Below are 23,502 nucleotides of genomic sequence, written 5' to 3' on the forward strand. Positions count from 1 at the left end.
GTGCACAACCTGCGGTGCACAGGCAGGCCGGTTGCCTCGCTAAGAGCCCGCGCAGATAGGCGGCGGGCGGACCTAGTACTCCAGCCGGCCCCGGAAGCTGAGACGGCATCAGGGATCCATCAGGGTGCTGTCGGGGGCGATCCCTGATTCGTCGCACCACGGCTGTGCGGCACGGTCGTGGGCATGACTTTCAAGCCTCCTTCCTCCAACGCCGGGACCGCGACGACAGCGGGCCGACGCAGGCGGGTGCCGATGGCGGCGCTCGCCTGCGTGGTGCTCGGCGCGGTGGCGCTGGGCACGGCCGTCCCGGCGGTCGCGGCGCCCGCCGCGCGGCCTGCCGCCGCGGCCGACACCACCGGCGACACCACCGGCGACCGGTTGCCGGAGCTGGATCCGCAGGCGTTGCAGCATGCCCTGTCGAGCGCGCCCGACCGCGTCACGGGCGTGCTGGCACGCGTGAGCGGGCCGGACGGCCACTGGACCGGAACGTACGGCACCGCCGACATCATGACCGGCGCGCCGGTGCCGGTGGACGGCCGGTTCCGTCTCGGCAGCGTCACCAAGACCTTTATCGCCACCGTGATGCTGCAACTGGCCGCCGAGGACCGCGTCGACCTCGACCAGCCCGTCCAGCGGTACCTGCCAGACGTCCTGCCCGACAGCTATCCGCCGATCCCCGTCCGCACCCTGCTCAACTTCACCAGCAGCCTTCCCGAACTGACCCCGGACGACCTGCCCACCACCCCGGACGGCATCGTCGAGCACCGCTTCGACAACCACCCGCTCTCCGAACTCGTCGCCAAGGCCGTCCGACACGAACGCCCCTTCGCCAAGCCCGGTCGCATGCAGGTCTACGGGGCCACCGGCTACTACGTCGCCGCCATGCTCGTCGAGAACCTCACCGGACACACCTACCAGCAGGAGATCACCACCCGGATCCTGCAACCGCTGCACCTGCGCGACACCACCGCCCCGCAGACCGACACCACGATCCCCGGCCCCCACTCCCACGGCTACATCGCCGTACCTCGGCCGGACGGCGGATCGCAACTGGTCGACATCACCGAACAGAATCCCGGCGCCGGCGGCATGATCTCCACCACCGCCGACCTCGACCGCTTCCTGACCGCACTCTTCCAGGGACGGCTGCTGCCCCCGACCGAGCAGGCGGAACTGTTCGACGTCCCCGACGTCCCCTACCTCGGCGGCACCGACGACGACCCGGGGCAGGGCAACGCCTACTACGCCGCCAGCCTGATGCGCGTGACCCTGCCCAACGGCGTGACGGTGTGGGGCAAGACCGGCACCACCTTCGGCTACACCAACGGCATGTTCACCACCCGCGACCTGCGCCGCCGCCTGGTGTACTCCTTCAACCCCACCACCGGCGGCGGCAACGACCTCGCCCTGGTCACCCTGATCCTGTCCGCGACCTTCGCCCCGTGAGCGTCACACCTCATGGCTGACGATCACCTTGCCGAACACGGCTCCTGACGCGTAGGCCCTATCCGGCCGACCTTGCCGGGCGCCCGACGCCGCGCGCCGATCCGACAAGATCGACCGGACAGGGCGTAGTTGGCAGACGGGACAGGCACAGGTCCGGTGATCATGGAGTTGCGACGCTCTGTGATCACTGGGGAGACCTGTGCCTGTACTGCCATCATGGCTGACCGAACCGCTCTGGGACCAATTCGCCGCCCTGCTGCCGCAGCGGCCCAAGTTCGATCCCGCCCACCCGCTGGGCTGCCACCGGCGCCGGATTGGTGACCGGATCGTCTTCGACAAGTTGCTGCAAGTCCTTCGGTTCGGCTGCTCGTACGAAGCGATCGCGGACGCCACCTGCTCGGCCAGCACGATCCGCAACCGCCGCGACGAGTGGATACAGCTCGGGCTGTTCACCCGGCTGAAGCAGATCACCCTCGACGCCTACGACCGCATCGTCGGCCTCGTCCTTGACCAGATCGCCGTGGACGGCGCTATCACCAAGGCCCCCGGCGGGGTGAAGCAGCCGGACGCTCGCCCGTCGACCGGGGCAAGCAGGGCATGAAACGCTCAGGCATCACCGACGGATACGGCATCCCGCTTGGCCGCGTACTGAGCGGCGCCAACTGCCACGACTCACCACTTCTGGCACCAACTCTCGACGTTCTGGCTGGACTTGGGCCACTGCCCGACGAGATCACCGTGCACCTCGACGCGGGCTACGACTCGGCCAAATCGCGCGCCGTGCTCGGAGAGCGGGGCCTGCGTAGCCGGATCGCCCACAAGGGAACCAAGGCACCGGTCCAGGCCACCCAGTGGTGGCATGTCGAGCGCACCCATGCCTGGCAGAACGCCTTCCAGCGGCTGGCGCGCTGCTACGAACGGCGGATCAGCGTCATCGGAGCCTTCTTCGACCTCGCCGACACAATCATCACCGTCCGTAGCCTGATCCGCCGAGCCTGGACCACCCACCGCTGGGGTACACGACCTCGCCGCCGACCATGACCAGCCGCCAATCTGCGCTGTCTCTAAGTCCGGCAACAAGCTCAACCTCGCAGCAGAGCTTCGTTCCTCAGAGGGGGTATGAGACCTGATGCCCGATTCTTCGTTTCGTGTGGGGCGATCGGGCAGGTCGTGACGAAGTCGGTTGACTACGGCCGGGGCTGGGAGAACAAGCCCTGCTCGGTCTCGGTCAGGATTCCGCGGTCGGCCAGCCGCTTGAGCTTCAGGCGGACGTTGTTGATGTTGTTGGGCGCGACCGCCAGGTCCATCGCCTCGCACACCTGCCGGGCCCGCAGCGGATGGTCGGCCGCGGTGAACACCGCCATGATCTGCTGGTAGGCCGGATGATCCGGCAGTTTCGGTGCCGGCAGCGCGGGCGCTTGCGGGTCGGGCAGCTCCAGCAGTGTCTTGCGGATGATCCGAACTTCTCCGGCGGCCAGGCCGAGTTCGTCGAGCTGTGCGGTCAGCTGCGTGATCTGTTCCCGCGTCTCCTCGGCTTGCGCGGTGATCTCTCGTTCCCGCTCCTCCAGCCGCGCCAGCACTGCGCCGAGCGTCAGCTCCCCGCCGGTCATGCGGTGCGCCAAGCCGGCACGGCCGCCCCGGTCAACCGGCGCACTATCACCGCGGTCATCGCCCAGTACACCCGCGACTCCGAACTACGGGGCAGAGGCGCTGTCCCGTTGGCTGGCTGAGTGGGATGATCTTCGGGTTGATCATGCTGGAGAGGGTTGTCCGTGGGGGACGTGTCGCCGTCCCGCACCGACTCATGTCGGCCCCGCCGAACGATCTGTTGCAGCTTCTGCCCTTCTTCATCGGTCAGCCGCCGCACTCTGACCGGCTCTGCCATCGACGACCTCACCTCCAACAGCAATCACGTTGCCATCGAGGATGAGGCCCAAACACCCAGCACCGCGAGCATCGACCGGCGTGTCACCCACCCGGTGAACGTTCGTGGTCAACGGACTAGCTGATGACATTGGGCGAGAGCGCGGTGAACCAGAGCAGGGCGACGGTGACGACGCCCATGATCGGGGTGAGTATCTCCGTCTCAAGCTTGTTGCCGCTGCTCTTGATCACCACGATCTCGTAGCGAGTTTTGAGCGGCCACAACCAGGGGGCACCCCTCTTCGTGATGGAGTCCCCCAGCAGGTGTGCCACACAGCCCAGCCCGATGGCGTAGGGCAACCAGCCAGGTGCCGAGGGGATGAACTTGGCAATCACCCCGGTGCCGATACCGGCCATCGATACGATGGTGCCCCAGGCGGAGAACCCGTGTCCGGGCGGGCAGAGATTGAGCGCCCGCACAGCCAACGCCAGCAGGAAGAAGGTCATGCCCAGTGTGAACGGCCGCCCCAGGTAGGTCACTCCCGCCCAACTGCCGGCGGTCATGAGGGCCACGAAGAACAGCGAATGCGTGGCATGGCGGTGACCGCCGGAGACCCAAGCGACGAAGCGGCACAGGGTCTTGGACACCGGGCCAAGGAAGTTGGCGATGGTGCCGTCGTGGTGGTCCAGGTCAGGCAACAGTGCGGCACCCGCGCAGAGTACTGTGCCCATCAGAATCTCCTGCGGCTCCAGGTGAGCATGCATCACCAACGGCGGCAGGTAGGGCGCGGTGCCCGCGAAGAGCAGCGCACCGCTCACGGCATGCGAATGACCCATCATCGTGTATTCGTCCTCCCCCGGCCCGGAGGCACGGTGGTCTCGTGCCTCCATAATCGGCAGACGCTACCAGCAAGATCCAACTGGCCATGACAATGCGGACCTGGCCCCCGATCGGCCTGAGCTGCCACGCTGCCGCAGCTGACTGGCTTCCACTTGGAATGGTTCAGGCCGCCGGACCCACCAGTTTCTTCCAGGACGTCTTCCATGGTGACGAATCTGATGACGGTGCCCTTGTCGCCGGTAGCGGCGGCCAGGTGGGTTCCGGCAGCCCTCATAGCGGTCATCGTGTCGTCCAGCGGGGTGTCGATCTCGACACGGATGATCGGAGGCAGAGCGCTTGGTGCGCTCCGGTACGCCCAGGGTGTCCTTGATGTGCAGGTATCTCAGCACCTCGCTGCCGGGGCCGGTCACCGGCAGGCGGGAGAAGCCCGAGCCCGCAGCGGCGCGTTCCATTTGCTGCGGGGTGATGTCGTTGCCGACGCTGATCGTTTCGGTCAGCGGCACCATCACCTCGCCGCCTGCCCAGTTCCAGCGCGTCCTGGAGGCGCTCATCGTCTGCGCGGTTCAGCAGTCCGGCCTCGCTGGAGTCCTTGACCAAGCGGGCGAATTCGTCGTGGGTGAAGACGGCGGCGACGGCCTCGGCGCCCAACTCGGTCTCCAAGCGACGAGGAGCCGGATCCCGTTGGCATGACCCGGCTACCCGACCACAGGGGCGGTCGGGCCCGGGTCGCCTTTGCCGAGGCGAGCGTGATCAAGCTCGTTGACGACGCCGTGCAAAGGCACTGGCAATCGCCATCGCCAAGGTGGTGTTGGCGGCGGTCCAGATCACGAGCTTGGCGTTCGGCCCATTGGCCAGTCCGCAACTCCCCGTCTGCGTGGAGGCAGAACGAGTCGGGCGGGAAATACTGCGAGACAGGTGTGCTGCGCGTGCCGTAGCAGGGCGACGTATCGGGAAACAGGCTCGGCTGCGCGCGCTGCGAGAGGGCCGACCGGACCATCGCTGGCAGGACGGAGATGTGACAGCCCCGGTCTCCCCCTCGGCGAGTGCCGACGAAGCGGTCTCCGGGGGCGGCATCGACGTCGCCCTTCTACAGCGGCACCACCGTCGCCGGACTCGCCGCCGACGCGGCGCTGACCCTCAAGAACCACGACTTCAGCGTCACCAGTACCGCCACCGCCGTACGGTCCCGGACAGAAGGGCCGTGCGGAGACCGTCGCCCGCCTCTTCCCGGAGGCGGATCTCCGGGCGACGACCACGGCGGGCATCAACGTGATCCTCGGCCAGGTCTACGCGGACACCCCCGCAGCCACCGCCTCTGGCAGGCTGGCTTCCGTACCCTCCGAAGTGGCCGATGGTGCTCGCTCCGCCGACGACGACCTGTGCGCGAACCTCTCCTACGGCTGAGCGGAAATCGCCTTCCCGGCCTTGGCCCGGTTGGCATGCAGCCGGTCCAGGTAGGACTGCGCCTGACTGCCTGGGTGCGCGCCGCGGGCGAATGCCAGCATGTTGCCCGCCCCTGTGTTGTAGCCCAGCGCCAGCAGTTCGTTCTTCGTGTACGTCCCCGGCCGGTGGGCGGGCAACTGCGCCGCCAGGTCGTGCAGATGCCAGGCGGCCGCCTCAATCGCCAGGTCCCGGTCGTCGGGCAGTTCCTCCCATCGGCGGTTAGCGAAATCATGCCGCCGCTTGGTCTCGTCGAAGGCGGCGCGGTGCATGTTCGCAATGCCGAAGGCGGCATCCGGCTTGTAACGCTGCCAGGCCCGCTCCAGCTCCGGGTCGTGCGGCTTGTAGGACTCGTTGTAGAGGATAGCCATCAGCAACTTCGCATCGATGTCGGCTTGGGCTGCGTGGGTGCGTACCTGCGGTGCGTAGGCCGCGGGTTCATAGGCCCCGGTCGGCGACACGTGCGGGCTGCTCTCGCCGGATGCCGGAGCACTCGGCGCGGCATGGGCGGTCTCGGCCGGTGAGGTGCTGGGTGGCGTGGTTTGTGAAACATCCGCGGACTCGGGCGTATGGCCACCGCGCACCAGGGCCCATGCTGCCAGTACGAGTACCAGCACCCCGAGCCACCGCCGCCGCGCCCTGGAGTCCGTCACCGTCTGCCGCTTCCTTCCGCGCACCGCCTGAGAACCCACAGCCTACGGAGTTCAGTCGAAGTCGGCGCGCGGCGAGCCACAGCGGAGGTTCACCGTCAGTACCGCCACCGCCACGGTCCCGACCGCGTTCGCCGCGCCATGCACTGATGTACGGAATGAGGATACGAGGATTCCGCCGCTGCGCAGGCACGTGATACCGAGGAAGAGGCCCCAGCCCCTGGCCATCACCATGCCGATCGGCCCGGACAGGAATCCCGCATAGTGTGCGGCCCCGAACAGCACGGCCTACACCCGGGCGCGGCGGTGCGGCTGCCGGCCGACACCCTGCACGGCTGGCCGGCCCCGGTGTTGCTGGACCTGGGCACCGTCACCGGGCAGGTGCCGATCGCACTCCGCAGTCCCGTTGCGCAGTCCCGTTGCGCGGGCGGCCCGGATCCGGCCTTCGGCTCGGGTGACGCAGCTCGAGTCCCGCGATCGGTACCGGAACCGGTTGATCAGCCGCGGGCGCGGAGGCTGGCTTCTTCGAGGTCGAGTTCCCGCTGGATCCGACGCCGGGTGGCGTTGCTGATCTTGTTCGCTTCGTAGAGGCGCTGGAGCTCGGCCGCCTCAATGGCAATGAGTGTCCGACGTGTCTCGCGGTAGGCGTCGGCAGGACGGGCGTCCGGGTCGCTGTAGTGGGCATCTTCAGCCTGGTGGATGCGCGCCTCCAAATGGCGACGGGCCTGATTCAGAGCGGCCTCGGCGGCGGCACCCAGTTCCGCGAGCTGGTCCGGATCGCCCAGCTGTTTGAGCTCTTCGAGAGCGGCCTTGGCAATGTGCCGGCGGGTCCGGGACTCCTCGCGCGCGGAGTGCTCCGGCTCCAGTGCGATGCCGGAGAGGCGGACGACAGGGGCGAGGGTGAACCCCTGGAAGACGAGAGTGAGCGCGACGGTCCCGGTAGTGAGCATGAGGATGAGGGCCCGATGCGGCAGCGGCGCCCCAGTGTGGGTGACCAGGGGGATGGAGAGTGCGGCAGCCAGCGGCATGACGCCTCGGGTGCCTGCCCAGGACAAGACGGCCGGAACACGCCAGGAGAGGCGACTGTCTCCCTCCGTGTGCCGGTATTGGATCAGGGCGGACAGCGGGAAGATCCACAGCAGGCGGATCGCAAGCAGGGTGAAAACGATCACCGGGACCCATAGCGGCCAGCCGTGCTCGTCGTGCGCAAGCTGACGGACCGTGGAGGGGAGCTCGAGGCCGATGAGAGCGAAGACGACGCTCTCGAGGAGGAAGGTCATGGTGTCGTAGACGGCGTGGACCTGGAGGCGGACGGGGGCGATGCTGAGCTTGTGGCCGGCGCTGCCGAGGACGACCCCGGACACAATGACGGCAGTCACGCCGGAGGTGTGCAAGTCCTCTGCAACAACGTACGAGGCGTACGGGGTGACCAATGCAATGACGGTCTCCAGCATGGGGTCCTCGGTCCGTCTGCGGATGAGGGTCACCACTCCGGCGACAACCGCGCCGATGAGGGCTCCTCCGCCGGCAAGGATCAGGAACTGCTCGACAGTGCCGGACACGGTGAGGGCGCTGCCGGAAACCGCGGTGGCCACGGCGGCCTTGTACAGGACCAGGGACGTGGCATCGTTGAACAGGCTTTCCGCCTGCACCATCACCTGCACGCGCGGTGGGAGAGACAGGCGCCGCCCGAGCGCGGAAACGGCCACGGGGTCGGTACTGGCCAGGACGGAGCCCAGGATGAACGCGGCCGCGGCAGTGAGCGGCGTGATCGCTCGGGCGACGTACCCGACAGCGATGGCCGAGGCGAGGACCAGACCGAAGACCAGGCCGGTCACGGGCCGCCACACGGTGCGCAGGTCGCGGACAGAGATTTCCCCGGCCGAGGCGAAGAGCAGTGGCGGCAGCACCAGCACGTTGATCACATGAGGCGGCAGGCGAACTTCGGGCACCCAGGGCATCAACCCGACGATCAGACCGGCAACGACGAGAAGCGAAGGGGCGGGCATGCTCCAGCGCCGAGCACCGGTCGTCACGGCTGTGGCCAGGACCACGAGCAGCAGGATGACGGTCAGGCCGGTCATGGAACGTCCCCAGTGGGTTACGGCTTGCTACCCCCTCTGACCAGGTGCTTTACCAACGTAACCGACCTCGGGCGGTGATGCAGCCGACAGGGAGCCCCGACCGTCCAGGGTGTGGCAGTCGATACGGCGGCGCACCCGCCCGTGGATCGGTCCCCGCTGTGAGGGCCCGGACGTGTGACCGGTCTGCGGCGCGGTCGTCCAAGTCCAGGACGGTCGATCGCTGTAGGGCTCAATCGTGAGCGCCGAGACGAGCGCGGATCGCCGCGGTCGTCTCGCGGGGCGGCAGGCCCGACCTGGCGAGGCCACGACTGCCAGCGGTGACGGCGCCCACGCTGCTGATCGTCGGGGGCCATGACCAGCTGGTGCTCGACCTCAACCGCGAGGCACAACTCGATCTCTTCCTCCTTGGTGAGCAGGTCGAACAGCAGGGTGCCCAGCCCGGCCCGATTCAGTCCGGCGGCCACGAACCGGTTGCGCGGGCTGTGCCGACTGCTGCCACTGCCATGCGCGAACACCACGATTTCGCTCGCGCCCTCGGGCACCGTCAATTGCCCGCGCAGCACCACCGCACCAGCCTGCACGGCGCTGGGAGCGGCGGTCGCGCCAACCGACGCAAGATCCGGACGGGGCCCGCCGTTCTTCCAGAGCTTGCTGGGGATGAAGTAGTTCTCCAACGCCACACTCCTGCCGCCTCGTGGAATGCCTTTCAGGACTGTAGTGACCGGGACCTCGGTGCGAGGGTGGTCGCCGGCAATTCCTCCGCAGACGCTCGATGGCGGAGCCATCACACCCAGGGGGCGACGGCAGGTGGAGCGGCTTCCGTCGGTCGGGCTGCCGTGCCCGGGCGCCAAGCGGCATGATGTACGGGCATGTGAGGGGTAGCCGGTCCTGGCTTCGGCGTTACAGGCAGGTCGGCCTTGGATGATGCTTGAGGACGAATAGGAGGCTCAGTCGTGTCCGACCCGGTGACGGCTCTAGCAATGACCGGCGCGACAACCCTTGTGGCCGCGATGGCCACCAGCGCCTGGCAGACGACCAGAACCCGGGTCGCCGCGTTGTTCCACCGCCGCGGTGACTCTCAGCGCGATGCCGAGGCGCAGTTGGACCGCAGCCTCGCCCGCTTCGAGGGGGCCGAAGGAACGGAGGCTGTCCATGACGCCGAGATCCGGCGGTGGCGGGACGACCTCGTCGACCTGCTGCGAGACCATCCGGACGCCGAGAACGGCCTCAGAGCCCTCATCGAAGAGATCCAGCCGCGGCTTCCGACGGCCCGACAGCGGTGGGTTCAGCACGTCGTCGCGCACGACGGCGGCTCGGCGTACGGTGCGTTGGGCCCCAACAGCAGCGTCAACGTCCACCACCACGTCGGATCCGGATACCAGCCGCCCGCATCACCACCCGAGCCTGCCACGGACGATAGCCGGTGAATTCCTCGCCCTTGGAATCCGAACAGCCACAAGAACCCACGGATTTCCGGCAGTTAGTGCGCTCGGAGAACGGCTTCGCCTACGGTGCGATCGGAGCGGACATCCATGTTTTCGGCGACGGCATACCGCTGTACCTGCTGGAGAACTGGCACCCGTCCGCACCGCCGGATCCCGGCTTCCTGCGGGAACTGCCTAGCCGCATGCTCAACGCCCGCTTCGCCGTTGTCGACTTCACCGGCCGAGAGGCGGAACTCGCCGACCTGCGCCAGTGGCGCGAGGCAGGGCCACGGCTGGCCGTCAGATGGCTGCACGCTCCCGGAGGCCAGGGCAAGACCCGGCTGGCTGCTCAGTTCGCGCGGGAATCACTCGGCGATGCTTGGAAGGTCGTCACCGCCACGCACGGTCCCGGCACCGTGTTCCCGCCGCCCGGGAGCCAGGACCTGCGCGTTGACAGCGCCGCTGGCCTGTTGTTGATCGTGGACTACGCCGACCGATGGCCGCTGACCCATCTGACCTGGCTGCTCAGCAACGCCCTGCTCCATCAGCCGACCGTCCGCACGCGTGTGCTGATGCTGGCTCGCAGCGCCGATGTATGGCCCGCCGTACGCGGCGCACTGGCCAACTACCAAGCAGGCACCTCCGCCCAGCCTCTGCCGATCCTGCTCGACGGCGGCGGCGAGTCTGGCGAGCGCGCCGAGATGTTCACTGCGGCCCGCGACAGCTTCGCCACCCGCTACGGCATCCCGGCCGCCGGGATCCGCCCCCCCGGCCCGCTGGAACACCCGGAATTCGGGCTGACCCTGGCCGTACACATGGCAGCCCTCGTCGCGGTCGACGCCCACACCACGGGCCGCCGCCCACCCCGGGACACCGCGGGCCTGACGGTCTACCTCCTGGACCGCGAGCACCTTCACTGGCAGCGGCTGTACGGCGACGGCATCCATGAACTCGACCCCGCCCAGCGGGCCTACTCCACCCCGTCCAAGGTGATAAACCGGACAGTTTTCACCGCGGCCCTCACCGGCCCCCTTGACCGGTCCACCGGCACGACAGTGCTCGACCACCCCCAACTCCGGGCCCCCGCCGGACAGATCACCACCGAACAAATCCTCGCCGACCATGCCGTCTGCTACCCCCCGTCCCACCCCGCCCAGCAGACGGTCCTCGAACCGCTCTACCCCGACCGCCTCGCCGAGGACTTCCTCGCTCTGACCTTTCCCGGCCATCGCGTCGACTATCCGGCGCAGGAGTGGGCCGGAGCCGTCACTTCGGCGCTGCTCATTCGCGGCGGAGAAGACACCCCCGCGTCCTGGACACCCCGCGCGATCACCTTCCTCACCACCGCGGCGAAGCGCTGGCCGCACCTCGGCCCCAAGCACCTGTATCCCTTGCTGGAGGAAGACCCACGGCTCGCTGTCACCGCCGGCAGCGCGGCGCTCACGGCCCTCGCCGATCTCGACGACATCAGCCCCGAACTTCTGGAAGCCGTCGAAGACCACTTGCCCAAACAGCGACACGTCGACCTCGACGTGGGGATCGCCGCACTCGCCAAGCGCCTCGCGGAGCACCGTCTCGCCCGCTTCAGCGACACCGCGGTCCACGCAGTCATCTATTTGACGCTCGGCAGCCGCCTGTCCAACGCGGGGTGGCGGGAGGAGGCCCTGGCCGCGACCCAGGAAGCCGTCGCGCTCTTCCGGCATCTGCTCGGCTCCGGCGCCAGCGCCAGCTCTGAGCCCGGCTACGTCTCCGCCTCCGTCGATCACGTGGAAGCGCTCGCAAGCGGACTCACAAGCCTCGGCAGGGCCTTCTCGCAACTCGGACGACGCGAGGAGGCCCTGGCCGCGACCCGGGAGTCCCTGGCGTTATCCCGACGTCTGGTGCAGGTGGACCCCGCCGCGTATGAGCCGCAGTTGGCCTCGGTCCTGACCAACCTCAACGTTCACCTGGCGTGGTCGGGGCTGCGGGAGGAGGGGTTGGCCGCTACGGAAGAGGCCATCGCGGTGTACCGGCGCCTGGCCGACGATGACCCGGCCGCGCACTCCGACGGTCTGGCCACCGCCCTCGAAAATCTCGCCGCCGGGCTGGCCGACGTCGCCCGGCACGATGACGCCCTGTCCGCCACCCAGGAGGCCGTACTGCTGCGGCGCTGCCAGGTCTCCGTCAACGCCCCCGCCTACGAGCCGAATCTCGCCGGGGCGCTGCACAATCTCGGCGTCGGCCTGTCGCGGGTCGGGCGGCTGGAGGAAGCCCTCACGGCGTCCGAAGAGGCCGTGGCGCTTGAACGGCGCCTGAGGGAAGCCAACCCGGCAGCGCACCAGGGCCTCACGAGAGCGCTCAGCAACCTCAGCGAGAACCTGGTGAAGCTGGGCCGGAGCCACGAGGGGGTGGCCGTGGCAGAGGAAGCCATGGTGCTCGCCCGGCGGCTGGCCGAGGACGAACCGGGCGCCCACGCGCGCACCCTCGCCGATTCGCTGGGCTCGCTTGGTGACGCGTTGACCGCCGTTGGTCGCTTCCAGGAGGCTGTGACAGCGGTCGAGGAGGCCGTGGCTGTCCGTCGACGACTGGCTGAAGACCATCCCACGGCCAACGCCCTAGAACTCTCCGGTGCACTGGATAGTCTCAGCACCCATCTGCGGATGGTGGATCGCCGCCAGGAGTCGGTGAGTACGGCGGAGGAGGCCGTGCTCCTCCGACGACGCCTGGCCGAAACCAACCCTTCCGCCTACTCGCCGCAGCTCGCTCAGTCGCTGGTCAACCTCAGCCGTAGCCTGCTCGGCACGGGACACCGGCACTGGGACGCCGTCGGTGCGGCCAAAGAGGCCGTCGCGATACGGCAGGGCTCGACCCTCACTGGTGCGGCTTACGCGTCGGGACTTGCCGACGCACTGCTCGCCGCCGGTGTCACCCTTTCGGCAGTTGGCCGGTGGCAGGAGTCCGTAACAGCGGTCGAGACGGGAGTGGATATGCTCCGCCGCCTTGCCGCGTCCGATCCTGTTGTCCACACCGCGTCCCTCGCGAAGGGGCTAGACGACCTCTGCCTCTGTGCATCCCGGGCTCATGAGTGGGACAAAGCGCTAGGCACAGCTGATGAAGCCGTCGCCATGTACCGGGGCCTCGTCCAGGCCGCACCAGGTGCCCACGAACTCCGCCTGGCGGCGGTCCTCAGCCAGCTCAGTATCGCTCGGCTGGAATTAGGACTGCGACATACGGCATTGATGCCAGCCATGGAAGCGGTTGACCTGTATCGACGTCTCGCCGAGTCCGAGCCGGCCTCGGTCGCCGCCGACCTCGCCGGCACACTGAGCGGTCAACTGGGCGTCGCATTGACAGCGGCGGGCCGGCACCAAGAGGCCCTGGCGGCGACCGAAGAGGCGATCACGATCCTTCGACGCCTGTCCGCGATCGACCGCCCTGCCCATGAACCAGCTCTCGGCGTCGCCCTCTACAACATGGCTCTCGGAGTAATCGTCAAGACCTGTGGACCGGGTAGTTAGAAGAAGCCGATCGTATCCTTGAGAAGACGAAGGGCTTTTGCGCGGTATGTGGCGCTGTCGCGCCAGGTCTTCTCTGCCTGCACGCTGGTGATCGTGATGCCCGCCCTCCCGGCTGAGTTCTTCGCGGGCGCCAGGTGTCCGCAGGCGATGAGTGCGCCGATGCGAAATAGAGCGATGCCCAGTTGGCGGGCGGCCTCGGGCTGAGACAGCCAGGCATCGTCTGCCACCTGGGGAACCCGCAAGAGCTTTGGGTAGCGGCGCTCGTCTTTCGGAGTCATCAGGCGGCCCCCGCTTCGGAGCGTTTGACGAGGTGACCGTTCTTGAAGGGGGCGCCGTTGCGGACGAGGGCAACGAAGTGAGGTGCGGTGATCGCGCGCCAGCGGGTCTGGGCGGACTCGACGAGCTTGAACACCATCGCCAGGGCCGCGACCGGGCTGCCGGCCCCGCGGGTGACCTTGGTTCTCAGCTTCACGGTGCTGAAAGTGCTCTCGATGGGGTTTGTCGTGCGCAGGTGCACCCAGTGTTCGGCGGGGAAGTCGTAGAACGCGAGGAGCTCGTCGGTCTCGTCGGTGACCTTCTTGGCCGCTTTCGGCCATTTGACGCCGTAAGCGCGCTCGAAGCCCTTGACCGCCTTCTCGGCGTGGTCGCGGTCCTCGGCGTTGTAGATCTCTTGCAGGGCCTTCTTCGCGCCGGGCTGGGCCGACTTCGGTAGCGCGTTCATGACATTGCGGACTTTGTGAACCCAGCACCTCTGGTGTCTGGCCTGTGGAAATACCTCCGCCAGGGCCCGCCATAGGCCCATCGCACCATCCCCGACCACGAGTTCGGGATCGTGCATGCCGCGTCGGCGGCAGTCGCGCAGCAGGTCCGCCCACGACTCGGTCGATTCACGCAGCCCCTCGGCCAGCGCGATGAGTTCCTTGCGGCCGTCGGGGCGCACGCCCATCAGGACCAGGACGCAGGAGTGGGCCTGGCCGAGGCGGACCTTGGGGTGGACGCCGTCGGCCCACACGTAGACGTAGTCGGAATCCGACAGGTCGCGGGCCTGGAAGGCCGTGTGGTCCTCGACCCACTGCTTCGTCAGCCGGGTCACCGTCGCCGGCGAGAGGCCGGTCGAGGAGCCCAGGAACTGCTCCATCGCGGGCACGAAATCCCCGGAGGACAGTCCGTGAAGGTAGAGCAGGGGCAGGACCTCACTGACCTTCGGAGACTTCCGGCACCACGGCGCAAGGATCTTCGACGAGAACCGCTTGCGCTCACCAGTCTCCACGTCAACACGCTTGTCATTCACGCGAGGCACCTTCACCGCGACCGACCCGGCGGCGGTGGTCACCTTCCGTTCGCGATGATGACCGTTGCGGACCACCAGACGGCGACCGGCCTCATCCCGGTCACCGGACAACTCGGCTATGTACTGGCTGACTTCGGCCTCCAGGGCCGCGGCGAGCATCCGCCGCGCACCCTCACGGACGATGTCGTCCATCAGGGATCCGGTCTCGGTGGTTCCCTCGTCGTTGACTACGCTGAGCACGGGCGTGCCTTCCCGACCCGCGGTGCAACGCGGGTCTACTCGGTGACCATCAATCGATCACTCGGGAAGGTACGCCCTCCGCGTTCCGCGAGGCACCCCTCCCGAGGCCGATCCACAGGTCTTGAGCATTGCTCTGGCTCTCGACCTGTCCGAGGTAGGACGGCCACAGGAAGCACTGGCCGCGTCCGAGGAGAGCGTGGCAATCCTCAGGCAACTGGCCGCGACCAATTCGGCGCTGCACGAACCCACGCTGGCAGCCGCGCTGAACAACCTCGGCAACACGTTGTCGGCCCAAAACCGCATCCACGAAGCCGTGTCCGTCGCGGAAACGGCGGTGCTGCTGTATCGCCAGCCGGCCGCGAGCGCTCTCCCGGATCAAGAGCACCACCTCGCCGTTTCCCTTCACACCCTGGGTCTTCACCTGTCGGAGGCAGGACGGCCACAGGAAGCACTGGCCGCGTCCGAGGAGAGCGCGGCGATCCTCAGGCAACTGGCCGCGGACAACCCGGCTCTGCACGAACCCACCTTCGCCAAGGCGTTGTTCGGCCTCTCTGTCGAGCTTTCGGTCCTTGGCCGGTTCGAGGAAGCACTGCCCTTGGCAGAGGAAGCGGTGCTGCTCCAGGCCCGCCTGGCACAGTCCGATCCCGAGGCCCATCTGCCCGTTCTCGCAGCTTCGCTGATAGATTTCGCTGCGATATTTTCGGCGGCCGGGCGGCCCGAAGACGCGGCGGAGACCGGCGAACGGGCGGCGAATATTCTGTGGCGCCTCGCAGAGCAGGATCCCCATACCCACCTCGCGCCTCTCGCAGGTGCGCTCAACAACCTCGGCGTCGATCTCATGGACGCGGGAAGGCAGCAGGATGCCCTTACGGCGACGGAGAAAGCCGCCGGAATCCTGCGGCACTTGGTGGCCTACGACCTGCACGGTTTCGGACCCGTACTCACCGCCACGCTGTACAACCTGGCCGGCCGCTTGCGGGAAGCAGGGAGGCCCGCGGACGGCCTGGCGGCAACGGTGGAAGCGAGCGTTCTACGCCGACGGCTCGTGGAAGGAGACCCGACCCGGGAGTCTGCTCTAGCCCGCGCCCTGCGGACTCTCACCACGGATCTCGCCACGGCAGGACGCCACGAGGAAGCCGCGGCGGTGGCCGAAGAGGCCACTGACCTCCTCAGGGGGCTGGCGCGGTCCGATCCTGCCGCTTACGCACCGGACCTCGCGGGATCGTTGCACCTACTCGGCGACTGCCTGCGAAAGGGGGGGAGATGGGAGGAGGCACGCAGCGCTTTCCGGCAGGCGGTGGCAATCCGCCGACGTCTTGCCCGGTCCGACTCGGACTACGAGTCTTTGCTGGCCTTCTCGCTGCATGACCTCGGGGCAATGTCAGCCGTCCTCGGGGAGTTGGACGAGTCCCAGGTCGACTTGGAAGAGGCAGTGACAATCCGCCGGTGTCTCGCCCGGTCCGACCCTGCGCGCCACGAACCCGATCTCGCCTTTTCGCTGGTCGCCATGGCAAACATCCTGGGCGAAGTGGCGCAGTTCGAAGAGGCACACGCCGCCGCCGATGAGGCGGTGGCCATCCGCGGGCGACTCACAGGAAGCAGTTCAGCATACTTCGAGCCCGCCCTTGCACAATTGTTGTCCACCCTCGGTTTCAATCTCGCCAGGGCGCGTCCGAGGCAGCATGCCCGCGCTCTGACGATCACCGAGGAGGCTGTATCCGCCTACCGGCGCTTAGCGGAGCGCGCCCCTTCGGTGTACCTTTCCGACCTTGCCCAGACGCTGCATGACCTCGGCAGCCGCCTTTCGCAGGTGGAGCGCCCCGAGCTAGCCGCAGTGGCGACCAAGGAAGCAGTCGCCATCTGGCGCGGTCTCGCCGGACCGGAACGCACATTCGAGCGTCAGCTCGCGACGGCGTTGCGCGACCTCGCGACCTATCGCGAAGAGGTGAAGCAGCGAGCCGACCGGCCCTCTTCCGAGGAGCGCCCTTCATGAAGAACATCGTCGAGCCCTTCGCGAACAGCGGGGCGCTCTGACACAGTCTATCCCCCAGCATGATAGTCCGGCTGCTCGTTCGATCACCTTGGCACCGATCGCGGTGCCGGGACTGCGGTTCGAGCGTCACGTTCGAATCGGGGTGTGGGGCTCGGAAAGTCGTCGCCGCAGGTCAAGCCGCATAGCGGTACTCGTTAATGGCGCCGCCGAGGATGCGGGTGCGCAGGAGTCTGCGGACTTCGAGGTCGTGCACGGTGATGGGCTGCTGGTCGGCGCCCGGAGGTAGTTGGTTGCGTGCTCGGTGGGGGCGGTGCTCGTTGTAGTGCCGCTCGTAGGCGGCCAGGACGTGCCGGGCGTGGGCCTCGTTCATGATGAGGACATGGTCGAGGGCCTCACGCCGGATGCTGCCGATCACCCGCTCGCAGTGGGCGTTCATCCGAGGAGCTCGCGGTGCACTCTTGAGGATCTCCATCTCCTCGGCCTCGAAGACGGCGTCGAAGGACTGGCCGTACTTGCCGTCGCGGTCACGTAGGAGGAAGCGCAGGGGTTCCATGCGCGTGCAGAGGTCGGTGGTCAGGTTCCGCGCCTGTTGCACTGCCCACTCGCGGGTGGGGTGGGCGGTGATGCCGGCGATGTGTAGGCGCCTGGTGCCGTGTTCGAGGAACGCCAGCGCGTACAGGCGTCTGCCGAGGACAGTGTCGATATGCAAGAAGTCGACGGCGATGATGCCCTGGGCCTGGTTCGTGAGGAACTCCCGCCAGGTTGGGCCGGCGCGGCGTGGGGCCGGGTCGATGCCCGCTGCGTGGAGGATCTTCCATACCGTGGATGCGGCGATGGGGTGTCCGAGTCGGGCCAGCTCGCCTTGGATCCGCCGGTGCCCCCACTGCGCGTTCTCTCGAGCGAGCTGCAGGATCAGCTTCTTGAGCGCTGCCTTGGTCGGCGGCCGTCCGGTGCGGGCGCGCCGGACGCTATAGTCCCACTTCGCCGCGATGAACCTGCGATGCCAGGCCAACAGGGTCCCGGGAGTAACCGCGAAGACCTCGTGCCAGCGGCGACGGGGTATCAGGCTGGAGAGTACAGCCAACCAGAACCGGTCCGCTGGCTCGTATCGGACCGGGCGGGCGAGCTGACGGCGCAGCACCGCATTCTCATGCCGGAGGACGAGCAACTCGGCTTCCTTATCGGTGTCGCGGCGCAGGAGCACCCCAGGGACGGACAGCAGCCTGCGGGCCACCTTGTACAGCATCGAGATGATCACGCCGACATGGTCCCAGCCGAGAACGCTCTACCGTCCCGACCTGCGGCGATGACTTTACGAGCCCCGCAGGAGGTCCCCGGCGGAATCCAGCTCGTCGCACTGCCGATCACAGCGCCGGTCCGAGGAGGCCCCGCCCAGCAGCAACACATTGCGCAAGCCGAGACGGACCAAGATCCGGACCATTTCCGGACCAGCACCCCTCCAGCGAGCCGCACCAACTGCTTTTTCCCCTGGTCAGCTTGGGTGCAACTGCTGTACCACCAGCAGACGAAGAATCTACTGGTGTCCTACTCGCCGAAGAAGCTGGGCTTCTTCTAAACGCACGAGATAAGGCGCCTGACCTGGGCTTTCACCCGTCAGGCGCCTTTCACTCAGCCCGCTCTCGATCGAGCCCGGCTTGCGTGCTAACTCCCATTTCCTCCCGCTGCTGTACCCCTCCCGACCAGTGCTTCCGGACCAGTCACGGACCGAACCTCCAGTTCAGCCCTCGGGTGCGTCCCTTTGGTTGACGCGCTGCCACTCGTTCATGGGCTGCTCGATGAGGCGGTTCGCCTGCTCTCGAAGGCCGTCGAGGAACTTGGCGTAGTGGCGAAAGAGAACCTCGATGCTCTGACCGGCGCGGCGGGCGCATTCGGCCGGGTCCACTCCGGAGTAGAGCCAGAACGAGATCCCGGCGTGCCGGAGATCGTAAGGTCGCTTGGCCAGGCGAGAAGTCCGCTCGGTACGAGTCAGGGCGTGCTCCCGGGCCCGCGCCCACATGATGCCGTAGGCGGCAGCGTCCACGTACTTGCCAGCCTGGTCCCGGAAGAGTCGACCGTCGGGTGCCACATCGAACCGTTTCACATGGGCACGCAGCATGCGTACGAATTGCGGCGGGATGGGAATAGGTCGCGTCGCGCTTGCCGCGCGACGCTTGAGCGAGTGCACCTCGTGCACCTCTCCGTTGTCGGTCCACTCCCTGCCAGACGTGACAACCCCGCCCGAGAGGTTGAGCATCCCCATCCAGTCTTCGGCAAGTGGCATTGATCGATCCGAAGATGGATGACCTCAGCTGGCCGCATAGCCGCGAAGTACATGCAGCCGAAGAACGCCTCAAGATGAGGACCTCCGCGACCGCGGAATGCGGCCCGGCCGGCACCTCGGCCACCGTTGCACGAGCATCCACCAGCCGCTGAAGCGCGCTTCTGCGTCGCCGAGCGCGGCCTGCACCCGCTCGGCCTCCTCTCGCAACTGCGCGATCTCTTCCCGGACCCTCTTCTCCCGGGCCTCCAACAAACCGAGCACCGACGGCACCAGCCACCTCCACGAACGAGACGAGCAGGCGAATCACGCCCATCTCCCCATCCACCGACCGGAGTTCACGCCCACCCACCTCGAACCAACCGATCACCTTCGGAAAGCGGATGGCGTCTAAGGTCCCCCGCAGCTCGGGAGTGGCTGACTAGCTGGTCCAGAGCGGGTTGACGTGGTTTCAGGTTCACTTGTTCGGTCGCTGCCTGGTCGGCGTAGTGCTTCTCCTCGAACTCGATCGGGCTGAGGTAGCCACTTCCGTCGCCGCCGCCTGATGACCGCACACGACTACCGAGCCGAAATCCGCCACCGCTTCGCCATCTGGGACGAGATCACCGACGCTGCCGGCTGGCCCATCACGGCCTGAACACAGGCCCGGACCGGGGGCCCACCATGCCCCGACGCCCCGTCAGGCACGTACGCCGTCGGCGACGGCGCACTCGGCTTCTGGAACGCGCGAACGAGTTGTTTCCCGACACCCGCCATCAAAGGTGCTGGGTACACAAAACGGCCAACGTGTTGGACGCGCTGCCGAAGTCGGCCCAGCCCGGCGACTACGGCTGCTGCATCAACCGCACCCGAGCCACGAACGACTTCCATAGCCTGGGTGCTTTCCTGATCAGAACGAACAACTCCGAGAGAAGTCCACACGGGTTCCTGTTTCGCGCACTGGCTGGTGCCGAGGTCTCCGCAGGCTGAGGGCGCCAGTCCGGTGTCCTTGATGTTCTTTGCGGCGTTCACGTCGGCGTGGTCGGTATGGGCGCAGGCTGTGCACGCGAAGGCCGCTCGGCTCCTACGGTTGTTCGCGTGCGTGTGACCGCAACGGTTGCACCGCTGCGACGTGAAAGCCGGGTTGATCAGGGAGGCGGCGGTACCGGGCCGTCTCACCGGCTGTGACCGCTGCCGGGCTGGGTGCACGGTTTCGCTGAAGGACGGCAGACCCAGCCTCCAACGCTCGCTACCCGACGGGGTGTTGACTTCCCTACTGGATTTAGGCTTTCTTAATGGTATGAGGGAGGATCGCAGGCTCCGCCGTCGCAATGAGACTGTGCAGGAGATCCTCGACGTTGCGGTCGAGGTCATGGCCGAGGAAGGCGTGGCGGCGCTCAGCCTCGCGGAGGTCGCGCGGCGGGTGGGCATGCGTCCGCCGTCCCTGTACCAGTACTTCCCGTCGAAGATGGCCGTCTACGACGCGCTGTTCGAACGCGGGATGCGGCAGGCGGTCGAAGTGCTGGATCCGTACCTCGCCAGACTCTCCGAGGATCCGCGGAGCGCCATCACCGCGGGCCAGGAGGCCACCATCACCTGGGTGATGACCAACCCGGTGCTCGCACAGCTCCTCTACTGGCGGCCGGTGCCAGGTTTTGAACCCTCTCCCCAGGCGTTCGAGCCCGCCGTGCGACAGTTGGAGGCCCTGCGCACGGCACTACAAGCGGCCGTGGAAGCCGGGCAGTTGGCGTCTGCGGCCGCAAGCGAGGAAGGCGTGGCTCTCTACACGGTACTGACGTCCGGTGTGATCAGTCAGCAGCTTTCCAACGAACCGTCTCCATCGGCCGGGGAGGGCCGGTTCACCCGGCTCGCACAGACGGCACTGGACATGTTCTTCCGCTACTTTGCCCCCGAGGAGGGCGAGTCCGATGACCACATCCTTCGTGGCAGCCGCACACCTGCCGCAGACCGGCCGCGACCGGTCGGCTGAGATCGCCGAGGCCGAGGGCCGGGCAGCCCTCGCCCTGCTCAAAGGCCTAGGCAACGGCGACTGGTCGCTCCCCACCGACTGCGGCGAGTGGGACGTGCGCACCCTCGTCTCCCACCTCGTCGGCCAGTGCGAGGACAACATCCGTCTCCGTACGATGCTGCGCCGCCAGCTCGTGGGGCCGCGCCGCTACCCCGACAAGATCACTCTCGACGCCCACATGGCCGTGCAGATCGACGACCATGCCTCCGAGGCCGGGCCGGCGCTGGTGGAGCAGTTCGCACTGCTGTGGCCCCGCGCCGTGCGCGCCCGCAGGCGGAGGCCCGGTCCGATGCGGCGCGTCACGGTAGACAGCGGGATCCCCGAGGTGCCCCGGATGTCCATCGCCTACCTGCTCGATGTGATCTACGTACGCGACCTGTGGATGCACCGCATCGACCTGGCGCGGGCCACGGAACAGCCGGTCGCACTCGAGGAGCACGACCGGCACATCGTCGAGCAGGTGGTCCGCGACCTGGCGCTGGCCTGGTCCGACGCGCCGGTCCATCTGGAGCTCAGCGGCCCCGCGGGCGGTAATTGGCTGCTGGGCTCCGGCGAACCGGCGGGGGTTGTCAGCGCGGACGCCGTGGCGTACATGCGTGTACTGTCCGGCCGCGACGGCGAGGCCGCGCTGGAGCTCGCCTCCGGTGCCCAGGAGGCCCTTGCGGCCGTCCGCCGGGCCAGGGTCGTGTTCTGACGGACAGCCGCCTCATGGTCCGGGCCCGGTCGGGCCCGGACCGTGGCTCCTCCACTCGCCATCTGGATCCGGCGACCTTCACCAAGATGGTCAGCGGCACCGGATCGGGTGAGTAGCAGCGGTAGTAGGCGAGTTCACCGGTGGTGCGGTTGCGGCGGATCAGCAGCTGGCGGTGGCCCAGGCCGGGTCGGCAAGGTCGATGACAACCCAGTCGTAGAACCGCTGTCCCTTCGCGCCGCGGCCGGCCGAGAACATCCTGGCCAGTTCCGGCTTGGTCGCGAAGCCGGTGTCCTCGCCGAGCCCCGCGGCCTGGCAGCGTTCCGGGTCGCACGTCCAGGAGCGCGGGAGGTACAGCTCCCGGTCCACCGCGGCGTATCCCCGCTCGCCGGCGTAGACGAGGTAGACGGCGACCTGGGAGTTCTCGATCCGCCCGGCCGTGCCGGTGTATTGGCACTGGACCCCGACGGTGTGGGTACCCTTCTTCAGGTCACCGGTCTCGTCGACGACCAGCACCGCGGCCTCGTCGTGGGGTGCTCGACGACGTATTCGCGCACATCGTCGCGGACCGCATCAGCGTCCCAGGAGGCCCGGCACAGCAAGTGTTGCATGCCGTGCGGGGTCGCTTCGCCGGCCCACTCCGTGATCGTCCAGCAGTTCTTGCGCCGCAGGTCCGACAGCAGGCCCAGCACCAACCGCTTGGCCCGCAGCGCTGTCCTCCCATGTCTTCATGCGAGCCTTGGACAGCGCCAGCCCCCGCTGCGCGACCTTGTCCACCCCGGTCGCCAACTCCTTGCGCAGGCGGGCGGTTGCCTTCGGTTCCGGGTTCAGCGCGAGCAGGTACCAGGCGATCGCCGGACACAATTGCCCTCTTCCATCCGAGCGGACCTTTGCGCTGACCCACGCGCGGCAACGAAGGCGTCCTCCACCGACACCCCGTTCTGGCCAGGCAGAGGAATGAGTAGATCGTTCCGGTCTCGCCGCAGCCGGTCATCGCCGTAATACAGTGGTCCAACGCCATGTCGGTTCAACAGCTCACGCACCGGACGAAGTTCATTCGGGTACGTTTTCGCTCCCATGCCCCGAGCCTAGAAGGCCCGCGCAAACCCGGTGTCTGGAGGCAGAAAATCGGCGAAACCTCCAGAGCACCCCCCTCCCGTTGTCGACTGGACACGCCAACCAGCTGAGACGGGAAGGAGGTACACAAGGCCATGCAGATCATCTCGGGCATCGTCATCGCCAGCGGCTCGATCATCGCCGCTGTCATCGGCCACAAGGCCAAGTAAGCAGATGAGGCTGGTCGGGACTCACTGTGGTCCCGGCCAGCAGGGTCGGCGCCGCATCAACTGCCGCCGACTGGAGCGACAGGACCACTCACGCCGGAGTGCAGAGGACTTCGGTCATCCGTGCAGTCGGCTTCGAAAGCTGACAATTCGATCGTCACGTCCGTCCCGCCCTTCCCGACTCTGCCGCAGTAAATGCGTACACCTCGCCTGCGGCGGCCGGAGAGTCCGCCGCAGGTCGCGAAGATCACGGTAGAGGCCCTGCCGCAGTAAATCCGGCATTTACTGCGGCGGCACTCCAAGGAAGTGGGCGCTAGGGATTGCAACGACGATTACCGAGAGCTACTTGTCGGGTGGTGGCAACTAAGACCGTGTCCTATGTGGTGATCACTCGTTGAGCTGTTCATGGGGCGGGATACGTGGAGTTGGATTGTTCCGGACGGGCTGTGGGAGATCGCGAAGCCGTTGATCCC

At 67.5% G+C, this 23,502-nt stretch carries 15 protein-coding genes and 7 pseudogenes; 9 read left to right on the forward strand and 13 right to left on the reverse strand.

Features of this window, described 5'->3' with window-relative positions:
- The first annotated feature begins 183 nt into the window (after window positions 1-183).
- Window positions 184-1,446, forward strand: a complete 1,263-nt coding sequence (locus ACFU8Q_RS20950; RefSeq protein WP_384455969.1) for a serine hydrolase domain-containing protein — start codon at window positions 184-186, stop codon at window positions 1,444-1,446.
- A gap of 199 nt (window positions 1,447-1,645) precedes the next feature.
- Window positions 1,646-2,487 (forward strand): annotated as a pseudogene (locus ACFU8Q_RS20955) (IS5 family transposase).
- Between the two features lie 146 nt (window positions 2,488-2,633).
- Here the strand turns inward: ACFU8Q_RS20955 and ACFU8Q_RS20960 are convergent.
- From ACFU8Q_RS20960 to ACFU8Q_RS20985, 6 genes and pseudogenes are all read right to left on the reverse strand, one after another.
- The gene (locus ACFU8Q_RS20960) at window positions 2,634-3,056 is read right to left on the reverse strand and encodes a hypothetical protein (protein WP_384455972.1); all 423 of its coding nucleotides are present in this window, start codon (window positions 3,054-3,056) and stop codon (window positions 2,634-2,636) included.
- A 391-nt stretch (window positions 3,057-3,447) separates the two neighbouring features.
- A complete protein-coding gene (locus ACFU8Q_RS20965) occupies window positions 3,448-4,200 on the reverse strand; it encodes a metal-dependent hydrolase (protein WP_384455975.1) in 753 nt (250 codons plus the stop codon).
- A gap of 113 nt (window positions 4,201-4,313) precedes the next feature.
- A pseudogene (locus tag ACFU8Q_RS20970) lies at window positions 4,314-4,789 on the reverse strand (hypothetical protein); the annotation flags it as partial.
- 755 nt (window positions 4,790-5,544) lie between these two features.
- Window positions 5,545-6,243: a transglycosylase SLT domain-containing protein gene (locus ACFU8Q_RS20975; protein ID WP_384455978.1), complete on the reverse strand. Its 699-nt coding sequence runs from the start codon at window positions 6,241-6,243 to the stop codon at window positions 5,545-5,547.
- Between the two features lie 51 nt (window positions 6,244-6,294).
- Window positions 6,295-6,525, reverse strand: a complete 231-nt coding sequence (locus ACFU8Q_RS20980; protein ID WP_384455980.1) for a hypothetical protein — start codon at window positions 6,523-6,525, stop codon at window positions 6,295-6,297.
- Window positions 6,526-6,737: 212 nt separating this feature from the next.
- A complete protein-coding gene (locus ACFU8Q_RS20985) occupies window positions 6,738-8,324 on the reverse strand; it encodes a Na+/H+ antiporter (protein ID WP_384455983.1) in 1,587 nt (528 codons plus the stop codon).
- Window positions 8,325-8,578: 254 nt separating this feature from the next.
- Between ACFU8Q_RS20985 and ACFU8Q_RS20990 the strand changes: the two are divergent.
- Window positions 8,579-8,722 (forward strand): annotated as a pseudogene (locus tag ACFU8Q_RS20990) (phosphoribosyltransferase); the annotation flags it as partial.
- On the opposite strand, the pseudogene ACFU8Q_RS20995 reads toward ACFU8Q_RS20990, so the two are convergent.
- A pseudogene (locus ACFU8Q_RS20995) lies at window positions 8,717-8,905 on the reverse strand (phosphoribosyltransferase); the annotation flags it as partial. The pseudogenes ACFU8Q_RS20990 and ACFU8Q_RS20995 sit on opposite strands and share 6 nt — an antisense overlap.
- A gap of 372 nt (window positions 8,906-9,277) precedes the next feature.
- On the opposite strand from ACFU8Q_RS20995, the gene ACFU8Q_RS21000 reads away from it, so the two are divergent.
- Both ACFU8Q_RS21000 and ACFU8Q_RS21005 read left to right on the forward strand, forming a co-directional pair.
- Complete coding sequence (locus ACFU8Q_RS21000) at window positions 9,278-9,751, forward strand: hypothetical protein (RefSeq protein WP_384455986.1); 474 nt, start codon at window positions 9,278-9,280, stop codon at window positions 9,749-9,751.
- Window positions 9,752-9,807: 56 nt separating this feature from the next.
- A complete protein-coding gene (locus ACFU8Q_RS21005) occupies window positions 9,808-13,245 on the forward strand; it encodes a tetratricopeptide repeat protein (RefSeq protein ID WP_384455989.1) in 3,438 nt (1,145 codons plus the stop codon).
- Here ACFU8Q_RS21005 and ACFU8Q_RS21010 read toward each other — a convergent pair.
- Together ACFU8Q_RS21010 and ACFU8Q_RS21015 are read right to left on the reverse strand one after the other, a co-directional pair.
- Window positions 13,242-13,523 carry a DNA-binding protein gene (locus ACFU8Q_RS21010; RefSeq protein WP_384455992.1) on the reverse strand — a complete coding sequence of 94 codons (282 nt, stop codon included), beginning with the start codon at window positions 13,521-13,523 and terminating at the stop codon, window positions 13,242-13,244. The genes ACFU8Q_RS21005 and ACFU8Q_RS21010 overlap by 4 nt on opposite strands.
- Window positions 13,523-14,776, reverse strand: a complete 1,254-nt coding sequence (locus tag ACFU8Q_RS21015; RefSeq protein WP_384455995.1) for an IS256 family transposase — start codon at window positions 14,774-14,776, stop codon at window positions 13,523-13,525. The genes ACFU8Q_RS21010 and ACFU8Q_RS21015 overlap by 1 nt, the downstream gene beginning before the upstream one ends.
- Window positions 14,777-14,897: 121 nt before the next feature.
- On the opposite strand from ACFU8Q_RS21015, the gene ACFU8Q_RS21020 reads away from it, so the two are divergent.
- Entirely contained in the window at window positions 14,898-16,769 is a 1,872-nt protein-coding gene (locus ACFU8Q_RS21020; protein ID WP_384455997.1) for a tetratricopeptide repeat protein, read from the forward strand.
- Between the two features lie 172 nt (window positions 16,770-16,941).
- On the opposite strand, the gene ACFU8Q_RS21025 is transcribed toward ACFU8Q_RS21020, so the two are convergent.
- A complete protein-coding gene (locus tag ACFU8Q_RS21025; protein WP_384456000.1) occupies window positions 16,942-18,027 on the reverse strand; it encodes an integrase core domain-containing protein in 1,086 nt (361 codons plus the stop codon).
- A gap of 480 nt (window positions 18,028-18,507) precedes the next feature.
- Window positions 18,508-19,023, reverse strand: a complete 516-nt coding sequence (locus ACFU8Q_RS21030; protein WP_384456003.1) for a hypothetical protein — start codon at window positions 19,021-19,023, stop codon at window positions 18,508-18,510.
- 715 nt (window positions 19,024-19,738) lie between these two features.
- Here ACFU8Q_RS21030 and ACFU8Q_RS21035 point away from each other — a divergent pair.
- A pseudogene (locus tag ACFU8Q_RS21035) lies at window positions 19,739-19,866 on the forward strand (transposase); the annotation flags it as partial.
- Between the two features lie 180 nt (window positions 19,867-20,046).
- On the opposite strand, the pseudogene ACFU8Q_RS21040 reads toward ACFU8Q_RS21035, so the two are convergent.
- Window positions 20,047-20,457: pseudogene (locus ACFU8Q_RS21040) on the reverse strand (zinc ribbon domain-containing protein); the annotation flags it as partial.
- Here ACFU8Q_RS21040 and ACFU8Q_RS21045 point away from each other — a divergent pair.
- Window positions 20,366-21,016 (forward strand): TetR/AcrR family transcriptional regulator, encoded by a 651-nt coding sequence (locus ACFU8Q_RS21045; RefSeq protein ID WP_384456006.1) that lies wholly within the window; start codon window positions 20,366-20,368, stop codon window positions 21,014-21,016. The pseudogene ACFU8Q_RS21040 and the gene ACFU8Q_RS21045 sit on opposite strands and share 92 nt — an antisense overlap.
- Window positions 20,955-21,749 (forward strand): maleylpyruvate isomerase family mycothiol-dependent enzyme, encoded by a 795-nt coding sequence (locus ACFU8Q_RS21050; RefSeq protein ID WP_384456009.1) that lies wholly within the window; start codon window positions 20,955-20,957, stop codon window positions 21,747-21,749. Before ACFU8Q_RS21045 ends, ACFU8Q_RS21050 begins: the two co-directional genes overlap by 62 nt.
- Window positions 21,750-21,795: 46 nt before the next feature.
- On the opposite strand, the pseudogene ACFU8Q_RS21055 reads toward ACFU8Q_RS21050, so the two are convergent.
- Window positions 21,796-22,456 (reverse strand): annotated as a pseudogene (locus ACFU8Q_RS21055) (IS701 family transposase); the annotation flags it as partial.
- Between the last annotated feature and the right edge of the window lie 1,046 nt (window positions 22,457-23,502).

Source organism: Streptomyces sp. NPDC057543 (genome assembly GCF_042801895.1).
GTDB lineage: Bacteria > Actinomycetota > Actinomycetes > Streptomycetales > Streptomycetaceae > Streptomyces.

What these genes read in the sequence shown, in the direction of transcription:
- ACFU8Q_RS21050 (WP_384456009.1), top strand. Translation starts at nt 20,955, where the DNA reads ATGACCACATCCTTCGTGGCAGCCGCACACCTGCCGCAGACCGGCCGC.
- ACFU8Q_RS20960 (WP_384455972.1), bottom strand. Translation starts at nt 3,056, where the DNA reads ATGACCGGCGGGGAGCTGACGCTCGGCGCAGTGCTGGCGCGGCTGGAG.
- ACFU8Q_RS20950 (WP_384455969.1), top strand. Translation starts at nt 184, where the DNA reads ATGACTTTCAAGCCTCCTTCCTCCAACGCCGGGACCGCGACGACAGCG.
- ACFU8Q_RS21030 (WP_384456003.1), bottom strand. Translation starts at nt 19,023, where the DNA reads ATGCTCAACCTCTCGGGCGGGGTTGTCACGTCTGGCAGGGAGTGGACC.
- ACFU8Q_RS21010 (WP_384455992.1), bottom strand. Translation starts at nt 13,523, where the DNA reads ATGACTCCGAAAGACGAGCGCCGCTACCCAAAGCTCTTGCGGGTTCCC.
- ACFU8Q_RS20985 (WP_384455983.1), bottom strand. Translation starts at nt 8,324, where the DNA reads ATGACCGGCCTGACCGTCATCCTGCTGCTCGTGGTCCTGGCCACAGCC.
- ACFU8Q_RS20965 (WP_384455975.1), bottom strand. Translation starts at nt 4,200, where the DNA reads ATGGAGGCACGAGACCACCGTGCCTCCGGGCCGGGGGAGGACGAATAC.